Raw genomic sequence first — 11780 nt, forward strand, 5'->3', positions numbered from 1 at the left:
ACCCTGCTGATAATGGTTATCCATTTGCAAGGCAAACATTTGAAACATCTCCACTTGCCCGAGTAGTCCAGGAAAGTGTGCCTGGCGAAGATTTCAGCGTAAATGGTGGCAAATGCACCTATACGAGTTATAGTGCTGTAGCTGGCCAGCCGGGAGTTATGATTTATTCGAAAAAGACAACAACGAATCCCAACGGCAACGTCTTCTACGAGGTAAGCACATTGCTTGATCAGGTGATCCAAAATGTGTCTGCTAACGGCACCGAAATCAAAAATGAAACCGGCTTTGATGATGCTGGCAACCCAACAATCGTCCGCTCTCCAAACTATTTCAACCCACCTGCCAATTCTGTGCAGAACGATTGGGTGACACTACAGACTTTCGATTATTTAAACCAGCTACTCACACTGCAGCAAGGAACGAATGCGCCAGCTACATTTATCTATGACCAGGCTGGGAATATTCGCTTTAAACAGGATCCGCAGGGAGCAGCAGACGGAAATTTCATTTATATAAAGTATGATCTCCTCTCCCGCCCTGTTGAAACCGGCTACATTGCGGGAACCTGGAACCAACAGCAGTTGCAGCAATATGCCAATACTAACCCACTCTGGCCACAGAATACGCCGACCTGGAGACAAAAGAACGTGTATGATGGAGGTGGTATTGGTTCAAATGCAATCGGCAGAATTTCTTCCATGCAAGCCAATAATGGTACTACCGGAACCGCAGATGTAACGGAAAACCTCGCTTACGATATTTTTGGCAATGTAATTTCCGACACCCTGACCGTGAATTCTTTTGATAGCGGTAACGACCGGGTTGTTAATTACGAATACAATGATTTTGGCACCATTACCCAAATTCAATATCCGAATGAAACCTATGACTATTCTATATTTTACCAGCTAAATTCATTGAACCAGATTACCGGCATTACAGACGAGATATCATCTCAGACACCGGGCCAATCGGGAACCAGTACGATCGGAAATTTCAGCTATGATGCAACGGGTACACCTTTGGAAAATCATTTGGCGCTCGCAAATGCAACTATCAAACAGACCTATGGTTTCAATGCACCAAACTGGTTGCTGAACATCAATAATCAGAACCAGGCAGGCTCAAGCCTTTTCCAGGAAACCCTTACTTATACATCGGGAGGCTATGGCGGCGCAGGATATTTTGATGGCACCATTGCTTCTTCTGCAGCCCAGGTTAGTGGCCAGGCCAATGACCAGCTACAGTATGCCTACGACTCCATTGGCCAGCTACAGAACGCGAAAGCCCTGACAAACCCACCAGCCAGCCCATCCGCGGCACCTGATGTAAGTTATGATTCAAACGGCAACATACAGAACTTTTCGGGCAGTAGTATCTCGTGTGCCTACGCCTATAACCAAGGTAGCCAACAGGTAAACACCATTAGTGACGTCAATAACTCACAGGTGATCGCACAGTTTGGCTATAACCATAACGGGAACGCCATTTTAATGACCACAGCTGATTCAAAGATCAGCAAACCATTTGCCCTGGGCTTTACTTACGACCCTGCTACTATGCTGGCTGTAAGTATTGCAGATACCACACAGGGTGGTGCCACGTTGAATTTCACTTACGGTTGCCGTAACGAACGATTGCTAAAAACCGTTACGGGAGGATCTACGCCTGCCGGCACAAAATTATATGTCCGGGGTACGAGCGCAATGCCATTACAGGAGATCTTTATCAGTGCAGATGGAAAAACAAGGTCCTCTGTGAACTATGTCTATGGTCCTGGTGGACTTATCGCTATGCGAAAGTTTGACGGTACTACTCTTGATCTGTATCATATCCTAAAAGATCATCTTGGGTCTGCGAGGGCGGTTATCGATCTCACTGGCAATGTGGTTGCCTCATACGAATACCTCACATTTGGCGCTTTGTCGAATGTCAATGAGCCGAGTCCCGGGTTCCTGTCTTATCTGTACACCGGTCAGGAATTTGATTCGGAAATAGGATTGTACAACTACAGGGCCCGTTTCTACAGTGCTGCCATCGGAAGGTTTATAGCAACCGACCCTGGTCGCCAGTATTTCAGTCCTTATATCTACGCATCCAACAATCCGGTGTTGTTTATTGATCCAACCGGTATGTTCTCTATCGGTAGTTTCTTCAGTGCCATCGGAGGAATAGTTATTGGAGCTGTAGAAATCCTAGTAGGTGTTGTTATCGACGTGGCGGCTGCTGTTATCGATGTACTTACGGTTGGATTGGGCACACCAGCTTCCGTTGGAATGGCGGCACTTTCCGGCTTTTTCTACGGAGCCGGTGTGAGTTCGATTACCTATTCGGCTTTTCACTTCGATGATTTTAGCTGGAAAGATTATGGTATCCAGATGGGCATTGGTGCGCTTACTGGCGCATTAAGCGGAGGTTTTGGAGCTGGTTTGGGTATTGCAGCAAAATCAGCCCAGGTAGCACTTACAGAATTTACGGCTACAGCGCGCGCTGCCGCAGGAGTGTTAGAAGTTTTCGGTCAGCCTGGAATGGCAACAGCTGTAAAGGCAGGAGCATGGGTTACCGAGAAAGGCGCAGCGCTTGCAGGGTTGGCTGTTAATGGGCCTGTAGCAGCCGGATGGGGAGCTTTGGCCAAGGGAATTGGAACCGGGATAATCAAGAGCGAGGCAATTGGAATTTCCAACAATACCATCAGTAACCTGGCATTTGGCAATAACTGGGATGCTGGTCTTGGCCAGGTCGTATTTAGCTCGGCACTCAGCGGATCAATTGGAGGATTGCAGGTTTCAAACCGGATCAGATATTGAGCACCTTATTGAAAATTGCCTTTGAAGATTTAACAGCTGACATAACGTTATTTTTCATTAATGCACGAATAATTAACTGACTTGTATATGCCTATAGAATATTTCTTTCCCAAAGCATTTTATTATAAGGATGAACTCATCAGTGAAGATGCGAATGAGCGACTGGTCGAAGCCGCTCATTCGCTAAGGCAGGAGTTTCCATTGTCTACAAGGTCCAACCTGTACACTACATACGGTTCTGTCCCAGACATTTTTGCGCGCAGCGAATTTAGTGTTTTGCACAATGGACTGATTAATGAGATCAGCCAATATCTTGATATCCTGGAAACCCGGCCGGGCAACAAGTACGCCATCTCCGATTCATGGGTCAGTATTTCCTCCCCCGGAAATTATGAACGTATGCACACACATGACGGATCTTACATCAGTGGTGTTTATTACATCAGGACGGCCCCGAACTGCGGTGATCTTTCGTTTGAAGAGCTATCGGACAATTTATGGGCATCAGCCCGTACAAAACCCGAAAACTTCAATACGGTAAGGTATGCACCGAAGGATCGGCGTCTTATTTTGTTTAACAGCAAAATACCGCATTCAGTAGGCCAGAATCTTTCATCAAGCGAGCGTATTGCGCTAAGTTTCAACATTATCATCGTATAGCCATTTCACAAAAATGTCTTATTAAGCCCCCATTCAACGCTGGCTTTCTGAAGGAGCTCGCGAAGCGCAGAAACCAACAAAATGGCCGGGTAAACGCATTCGAAAGCTTTAAGACCAAACAGGATCCCAACAATCTTCCTGAACGATTATGTACGGGCTATGCTTAGTTAACCCAAGCAGCCAGACATTCTTAAATAGTCTGGTATCCAGGTTGATGAATGCATCGTCGGAATATCAAACAATTTGTCGTTTAATTGTGCCCATAACGACCATCATTTTTTTTATGATTATTGTTTCTTCAAACTCGTTAGCAGGTAGGCAATAACCGAGTCTTCAAGCCCATCGGCGAGATCTGTCAGCTGCATTGAAGTACGGAGATAATTGCAAAATCCCTTTATGGAAAAATGCTTGATATCGATGCATTGGAGTAGCTGAAAGCCAGCGCCGATGCATAGTTTCGTATAATTATTTATATCAGTAATCAGGTTTGCAGCCGGCACAGACCAGTTTCCAACCCAATCGGTATTGTTCAACAACATGTCCGAAAAAATAAGTTGACCGCCTGGACGAAGTTTTCTGTAAGCGCAATCAAGAAAATCTTTTCGGGTATCAAAATGAAATGCAGCTTCAACACTGACGATTAAATCAAAATATTCGTCCGGGAATTCCATTCGTGTAGCATCCATCACCTGGAAATCAATACCAGCATGAACTTCCTGTRCAAACGAAATCTGCTTTTCAGAAATATTGATACCAACAACGTGCGCGTTACTGAACCGTCGGGCAATGACACTGGAACCCGTTCCCAGTCCGCATCCCGCATCCAATATCCTAATGGGATCCTGCTGCATTGCTACCTGATCAAGATGTTTTATGACGAGCGCCTCGCATGCAGCTTCCAGGGTCGCATGATTGTTGGTCCAATCGCCTACATTATAAAAACCTGAATTGCCATACATGGCTTTCATGGTTTCAGACAGGATCATGTGATCGTACCTCTCAATAAAACCACCCGCAGTGGCCAATTCATTTTTCATGATTCCAGTTTATATCCAATAAAATAGAAGATGGCCCTCTTTGAACGCTGAAATGACTCCAGCTTATATGATCAGCAACAGGAGCGTAAGTGCGCACATGCGCAAAAAAACGGTGCAGGCCAATACCGCCCTGAATTTGCGCAAGTCTCGCGCCTATACACCTAAAAGCACCCGCGCCAAAACCAAGATGGTTTGGTCTTCTGGTCAATATTAATTGATCCGGGTTGTCAAATTTTGCAGGATCCCTGTTTGCCGCACCTATGCTAATGAGCAATTGGCTACCGGCAGGAATAGTAGTGCCGTGAAGATGTATCGGTTCCTGAGTAATTAGCAAAACGGATTGTAGCGGAGAATCATAACGGATCAATTCATCCACGCTATTTATCGCAAACGGCAAGCTTTCGCGAAGCATTGACTGGTCTTCAGTTCTGTCTTGTAATGCTACCAAAGCATTTCCCATAAAATTCATCATATTCTGATGGCCGGCATAAAAAAGTAACACCATCAGTGAAATTATATAAGAATCATTCCGGTCATCAGCTGGCACAACGGTGAGGATAGCACTGCACAAATCCTTACCAGGTGTTTGCCGTTTCAACCCGATCAGCCTTCGCAGCGTGTCGATGAATGTTTTTTTTTGTTCGTCCCCACCATTTATCCATGATTTTTCATCAATAAAACTCAGGTATCCCCCTTGCAAGCGACTCACTATTTGGGAAAACGCATCCACCTCTTCTTGTGGCATCCCCATTACCCGGCAAATCGTTCCGAATGTAAATGGATGGGCATAATCACTCATGAATTCCATACGGGAGGAAAAACGAAGCGCATCGAAAATTTCATCTGCCTGTCGCTTCATGTCATCTTCATCGACTTGGAGCGTTCTGGCAGCAAGCTGGTGCATGATCTGCTTGCGAAATGCAGGCGTATTACCGGGTGCCAGCGCATGTAATGTTTGCGCAATGGCTTTTTCAACCGGACTCAAATACTGAAAAGTTCTGCTGTCCTGCCCCCAATGCGAACAGCGGGGATCACTTAATAACATCATTGCATCCTCATAGCCTGTGATCATCCACATACCTTCGGACGTTCTAAAAACAGGTTTTTCCTGTTGAACCCATTTATACCATGGGTAAGGATCAGCAATTGAATATCGAGGTTCGTCTGCGTTTATTATCATGTTATAGGTAATGGAATGACCAGATGGCTTAAATTTAGAAAATCAGATATAATGTAGAACAGCAGAAAAACAATAAGACATCATCCATTCTCTTCGTAAATGTAAGTAAATTTAATCAACCCCTCAAACCAAATACCAGGGAAGCTTTGGAAAAGATCGATACGTACGGATCACTAAGCTCTAAAGTCTATTCTTTCACTGCCTGTTTCGATATAGAAATAGCTACGATGGATAAAAAGGCTTATAATGAACACAAAGATGAGCGCTATCCAATGACTTAAGTCAGATTTGCTTACACTAGAAGCGAATATAAAGGCCAAAAATCCCCAAGCCAATGAAAAAACAATCGAAAAAATATAACGGAAAACTTTGAATCGAAAAAATAGCATTCCAATAGCGACAATACAAGTCAAGAAAATGGCAATGCCCATAATCCAATCCCAACCATAATGTTTACATAGCCAAYAGGCCAAAAATATAGAGATGCCAGCTATCTCAATAAAAACAAGAGGGTACCTGCTTCTTTGTGTTACAGTATATCTTGCCATGCAATTAAAATTAATAAATATTTGAATCAACAAATCTGAGCTTCAGACAATATTTTATACTAAAATATTAAAATTTATTGTAATTGAATAAACACCGTTTTACATCAAACCTTTTCGGTAAGCTAGAGCTTACCATGTAATAGCTTGCTTGGTTAATAACTAAAATAACCATATTTTTGTTATATGCCTACAGTCTTTGAAATCTTCGGATACAGATTCTTTTTTTACAGTAATGAAAATAATGAGCCAATACACGTACATGTAGAAAAAGGTGACGCAGAGGCCAAGATTTGGATGAATCCAATTTTAGAACAATATGTATACGGTTTCAAGCCTCGTGAACGTGAAGAAATTATGGGATTAGTAAAAGAACATGTGATGGAATAATTAAAAGCTGGAATGAACACTTCAAAAAATAAAAATAAAAATACAGACAGTATTGTAAATAAAAGGTCTTCAGATCCGTTTGATAAGTTGATCTTTGAAAAAGGAATTCGCATTCAACAATTTATCATTAGCAAAGAATTAAACCTAATTGTTTTGCTTTTGACAAATAGTGCGGTAATTAAAGTTGCATTAAAGCATTTCCCTAGAATAAAAAATGCCAAGAAGAAAGAGTTAGAAACAGTTGAAATAAGAGGTAATGGTATTGGCCTCCGCTGGAGTTTGATAGATGAAGACATTTCATTAAAAGGTTTGATCAAGGAAGTAGGAATAAATGAAGCACTGAATCGATTACAATCAAAAGATAATCAAGAACTTGCTTTTGTATAATTGGCTCGCTATTAAGCTATTATTTTCTTACAATCTTGAATAAAGCAGATTAAGCATTCAGTAATTCTAACACGCTCTAATTTAAGAATTTTATGATACCAAATCTGCTTTTATTGATAGGGTTGTTTGTATTAGAAATTTGTTTTAACAAAAAAGCGGCTTCCTATTTAGGAGAACGCTTTGCTAGCCATATTTTCTTTCTTCAAATAAACAAATAGTTGCTTAAATAAACTTATCGTGTACCAATTTCTACCTTACCGCCGTTTTTAAACAGATCGTGGGAGATGAAATATCCGTTATTTGCTTTCCCGTTAACTTTAATGTTGGTGATTCCCCTTCCCTTTCCAGGTTTAGTTATTGTTAACAATTTTCCTGTACTGGTTTTCCATTTTACCTCATCAAAAAGTGGAGCCGTAACCAAATATTCGGCATCTGTTGCGGAGAATGGATACAAACCTAAAGAACTGAATACATACCAGGCCGACATTTCACCAGCATCATCCATCCCTGAAAGCGCCAAACCATCGCTCCCTATACCATATAGCTCATTTAAGATTTTATCAATAATTTTTTGTGATTTTTCTGGCTTCCCGATAAATGTATAAGCAAAAGGAGCTTCATGATCGGGCTGATTTCCCTGGCAGTATTGACCAATCATGGTTTCTACATTTCTTGCAATATATTTCGGGTTCCAGGGCACAGTAAACAGGGAATCTAGCTTAGATTCGAACCCTTTTGCACCACCATATAGTTTGATTAAACCTTTCATATCATGAGGCGCATAAAACGAAACCTGCCAGGCGTTGGCTTCCCTGTACATATATTCGTAATAAGGGTATTGTGGATTAAAAGGTTTGATCCAATCGCCATTCTCTAATCTGCCCCTCATAAAGCGCGTACCAGGATCAAACATGTTTTTATAGTTTTTCGATCTCGCCATCAAGGTGCGGTAATTGCTGCTATCACCCAGTTTTTTAGCGATTTGGGCCAGCGAATAATCATCGTAAGCGTATTCCAGTGTTTTAGAAACACCCGCCTTGGCTTTGGTTTCGACATGTGGATTTTTAACATCAGGGTCTGAGATATAACCCTTCTCGATATATTCTTTCACAAATGGACGGGCGCCACCATCTACATTGGCATTACGTAATAAAATTTGATATGTCCCCCTGATATCGAAATCATCTATTCCCCTCAAATAAGCGCCTGCAATAGAAGATGCGCCATGGTCGCCATGAAAAAACGTTGGGATGAAACCTGTTTTATCGCCAACCTCTTTCATCGATTTAATTACATCCAGGGTAACCTTAGGCGTAATTAAACCCAGCAGTACATCCTTATTGCGATAAGTATCCCAAAGGGAAGGTTCGGTATAATAGTTGAAATTACCCTTTACAACGTTGTGCTTAGCATCCTTAAATTCGCCGTTTACATCACTCCGCAAAGCCGGCCATAAAAAAGACCGGTACAAACAAGAATATAACATTTGCTTCTGCTTTTCGGTACCACCCTTTACCTGTATGGTAGATAAAAGCGTTTCCCATTTTGCAGTCGCTTCATTGCGAGTCTCCTGAAAAGTCTTGTTGCCAATCTCTCGTTCCAGGTTTTCTTTGGCATTAGCCGTACTTACAAACGATAAGCCGATTTTAAGTTCCACAGGCGCTGAACCGCCATCAGCCAGGTGCATAATCGCATAGCCTGAGCGTTTACCTACATCAGTCTGATCAAGTTTTTCGATCTTGGCATTTACCGTTGCATAGAAATATACATTTTCTCCACCTTGGAATCCCTGTATAGCAGAAGTACTAACTTGCTCGATATTCCATGTAGAAACCCTGCTATTGGCCTTTCCCATGTCGAAAAGAATCTGTCTGTTAGTGGTATTCTTATAGTCATATTGATGAAATCCACACCTCAAAGTTGAAGTAAGCTTTACATTTATCTTATAATCATTGAGATAAACCTGGTAAAAACCTGGTGCCGAACTTTCATTTTTGTGCGAAAATTTCGATCCGAATTTACCGTTAGCATTAGATAGTGGTAGAATTGGAATGTTGCACAGGTTCCAGTGCCCTTTATTGGTGTGCGCAAAGCCATAAATAGTATCATCTTCATATTCGTAACCTGCACCAGATCCAAATTCGGTAATCGGACTTAACTGCACCATAGCATTGGGTAATGAGCTACCTGGAAAAGTTAAACCCGCCCACGATCGCCAACCCTGTGGCAACTCATAACCTAAAATTTTAGAATCGGTTAAGGGCGCTGTGCCGATAAAAGTATTTACATACTTGGTAAAAGCTGTTTTGGATTGACTTTGAGCGGTATATATGCGCGTAAGGCTCAAAACCAAGATTAAGGTTAGCAATTTGGTTAGCGATTTCATTTTACATAAAACGTTTTAGTGTGTCGTATCAAATATAGAAAATCTATTAAAATCCATTCTAAAATATCATAATAGTTACCAACTAAAATTTCGCTAGTGCAAATTATCGCATGCTTAAATAATTGAATAGTATGCCAATAATCGATATATATTCATCTACTTAGCGGGCAGCGCAATCGTTTGATTATCTATATATTTGATTACACACTAATCAAATAACCAACATGTTTTTTAATTGCAAGCAAGCTATTCTCTGCACGCTAATCTCATTTTCAGCCTTTAGCTTTTTCACGCCTGTTTTCGCTCAACAGAAAGAAAAACCATCTTTATTGCTTTGGGACGATAAACCTGCAAAGAACTGGATGACAGAAGCCTACCCCATTGGTAATGGTCGCATTGGTGGTATGATTTTCGGCAATGTAAATCACGAACATATTCAGTTTAATGATAATACGCTCTGGACCGGAGATGAAAATGATCGCGGTATGTACCAGGCTTTTGGCGATATATTTATTGATTTCGATAATAAAGAACAAAATTTCAGCAATTATACACGGAAATTAAATCTAACGGATGCGGTCCATTCCATCAATTACACTCAAAATGGGACCACCTATAAACGTGAATATTTTTGCAGCTTTCCGGATAAAGTAATGGTTTTAAGGTTAACTGCTGATCAGAAAAAATCATACTCAGGCACGGTTAGGCTTAAAAACGCACATCAGGGCAATGTAACAGTAAACGGAAATACCATCCAGTTTACTGGCAAGTTATCCAACGGAATGCCTTATCAGGCCACTGCCTTGGTTAAAATCGAAAATGGCAGCAGCCATGCAGTTAAAGACGATGATGGCGAAAAATTAAAAATAGCAAATGCCGATGCCATAACCATCCTCTTTACCGCTGCTACGAATTATAGCAATAAACGTAGCGATAACTGGAAAGGAGAAGAACCGGCTTCAAAGATAGACCGCATCCTGAAACAAGCAAGTACAAAATCATATTCAAATCTGTTAAAAGCACATATTCAGGATTACCAGCAATTATTTAACCGTTTGGCTATTAATTTAGGTGAGCATGATATTAAAAACAACAGTTTACCAACTTATCAAAGGCTAATCAATTATAAAAAGACTCCTGATCCAGCCTTAGAAGCGTTGATTTTTCAATACGGAAGATACCTCTTGATCAGTTCATCAAGACTGGGCGGTTTACCGGCCAACCTACAGGGTCTCTGGAACGAAAGCAATACTCCGCCATGGGGCAGCGATTATCATTCTAACATCAATATCCAGATGAATTATTGGCTGGCAGGGCCGACCAATCTTTCTGAATGTCAGCTCCCATACCTCGATTACATTAACAGCATGCGGGAAGTGAGTGCTGTTGCCACACGCAAACAATATCCGAATACCCGTGGCTGGACCGTAAAAACTGAAAATAATATTTTCGGCGGAATGAGTTTTTTATGGAACACGCCTGGTAGCGCGTGGTATGCACAAGCACTTTGGGAGCACTATGCTTTTACAAAAGACAAGGATTATCTAAAGAATTTTGCTTACCCAATTATAAAGGAGATATCGGAGTTTTGGGACGACCACTTGAAAAGAAGACCAGATGGGACTTTGGTATCGCCATTGGGCTGGTCGCCAGAGCATGGGCCAACTGAAGATGGCGTAACGCACGATCAGCAAATTGTATACGATCTCTTCACCAATTATATAGAAGCAGCCGAAATTTTAGGCATTGATGGTGATTACAAAAAACACATTGCAGACCTTAAAGCACACTTATTAAAGCCTAAAATTGGCAAATGGGGGCAATTGCAGGAATGGGAAACCGACCGTGATGATCCCAAAGATCAACATAGACACATTTCTCATCTGTTTGGTCTGCATCCAGGGAGAGAAATCAGCACCATTAAAACACCAGAACTTGCCAAAGCCGCGAGGGTAACTTTAACTGCACGTGGCGACGAATCGACAGGATGGTCTATGGCCTGGAAGATTAACTTTTGGGCCAGACTACAGGATGGAAATCATGCCTACAAAATATTACAGAACTTCATTACACCAGTAGGTGGCTCAGGTACCGATTACAACAAAGGTGGCGGCATTTACACCAATCTTTTCTGTGCACATCCACCGTTCCAGATTGATGGAAATTTTGGTTATACTGCGGGCGTTTCAGAAATGCTCTTACAAAGCCAGGYTGGTGAATTGCAATTTTTACCTGCCCTGCCCGATCAATGGTCAACAGGAAGTATTCAGGGTTTAAGAGCAAGAGGGAACTTCGAAATTACAGATCTGCAGTGGAAAGATGGTAAAGTCATAAGACTGTCGATCAAATCGTTATCAGGCGAAGATTGCATTGTGAGGTCTCCTAATG

General features: G+C 41.8%; 8 protein-coding genes. 5 read left to right on the forward strand and 3 right to left on the reverse strand.

Features of this window, described 5'->3' with window-relative positions:
* Both AC1DND_RS07030 and AC1DND_RS07035 read left to right on the forward strand, forming a co-directional pair.
* Positions 1–2807, forward strand: a 2807-nt coding sequence (locus tag AC1DND_RS07030; RefSeq protein WP_477580261.1) for an RHS repeat domain-containing protein, incomplete at its 5' end; no start/stop codon positions are given.
* An 87-nt stretch (positions 2808–2894) separates the two neighbouring features.
* Entirely contained in the window at positions 2895–3467 is a 573-nt protein-coding gene (locus AC1DND_RS07035) for a TIGR02466 family protein (protein WP_477580274.1), read from the forward strand.
* Positions 3468–3754: 287 nt separating this feature from the next.
* Here the strand turns inward: AC1DND_RS07035 and AC1DND_RS07040 are convergent, their stop codons facing one another.
* Together AC1DND_RS07040 and AC1DND_RS07045 are read right to left on the reverse strand one after the other, a co-directional pair.
* Positions 3755–4504: an SAM-dependent methyltransferase gene (locus AC1DND_RS07040; protein ID WP_477580263.1), complete on the reverse strand. Its 750-nt coding sequence runs from the start codon at positions 4502–4504 to the stop codon at positions 3755–3757.
* Positions 4494–5684 (reverse strand): cytochrome P450, encoded by a 1191-nt coding sequence (locus tag AC1DND_RS07045; protein ID WP_477580265.1) that lies wholly within the window; start codon positions 5682–5684, stop codon positions 4494–4496. The genes AC1DND_RS07040 and AC1DND_RS07045 overlap by 11 nt, the downstream gene beginning before the upstream one ends.
* Before the next feature lie 731 nt (positions 5685–6415).
* Between AC1DND_RS07045 and AC1DND_RS07050 the strand changes: the two genes are divergently transcribed.
* Together AC1DND_RS07050 and AC1DND_RS07055 are read left to right on the forward strand one after the other, a co-directional pair.
* Entirely contained in the window at positions 6416–6619 is a 204-nt protein-coding gene (locus AC1DND_RS07050; RefSeq protein WP_477580267.1) for a DUF4160 domain-containing protein, read from the forward strand.
* A 12-nt stretch (positions 6620–6631) separates the two neighbouring features.
* Entirely contained in the window at positions 6632–7006 is a 375-nt protein-coding gene (locus AC1DND_RS07055; RefSeq protein ID WP_477580269.1) for a DUF2442 domain-containing protein, read from the forward strand.
* 232 nt (positions 7007–7238) lie between these two features.
* Here AC1DND_RS07055 and AC1DND_RS07060 read toward each other — a convergent pair whose 3' ends face one another.
* Entirely contained in the window at positions 7239–9392 is a 2154-nt protein-coding gene (locus AC1DND_RS07060) for a GH92 family glycosyl hydrolase (RefSeq protein ID WP_477580270.1), read from the reverse strand.
* Positions 9393–9616: 224 nt separating this feature from the next.
* Between AC1DND_RS07060 and AC1DND_RS07065 the strand changes: the two genes are divergently transcribed.
* On the forward strand, positions 9617–11780 hold a 2164-nt coding region (locus AC1DND_RS07065), incomplete at its 3' end, for a glycoside hydrolase family 95 protein (RefSeq protein ID WP_477580272.1).

It is taken from the genome of Pedobacter sp. 01N416 (genome assembly GCF_056399685.1).

Bases quoted from the DNA above. Each gene is read 5' to 3' on its own strand.
- AC1DND_RS07035 (WP_477580274.1), top strand. From the start codon at position 2,895: ATGCCTATAGAATATTTCTTTCCCAAAGCATTTTATTATAAGGATGAA.
- AC1DND_RS07045 (WP_477580265.1), bottom strand. From the start codon at position 5,684: ATGATAATAAACGCAGACGAACCTCGATATTCAATTGCTGATCCTTAC.
- AC1DND_RS07050 (WP_477580267.1), top strand. From the start codon at position 6,416: ATGCCTACAGTCTTTGAAATCTTCGGATACAGATTCTTTTTTTACAGT.
- AC1DND_RS07055 (WP_477580269.1), top strand. From the start codon at position 6,632: ATGAACACTTCAAAAAATAAAAATAAAAATACAGACAGTATTGTAAAT.
- AC1DND_RS07060 (WP_477580270.1), bottom strand. From the start codon at position 9,392: ATGAAATCGCTAACCAAATTGCTAACCTTAATCTTGGTTTTGAGCCTT.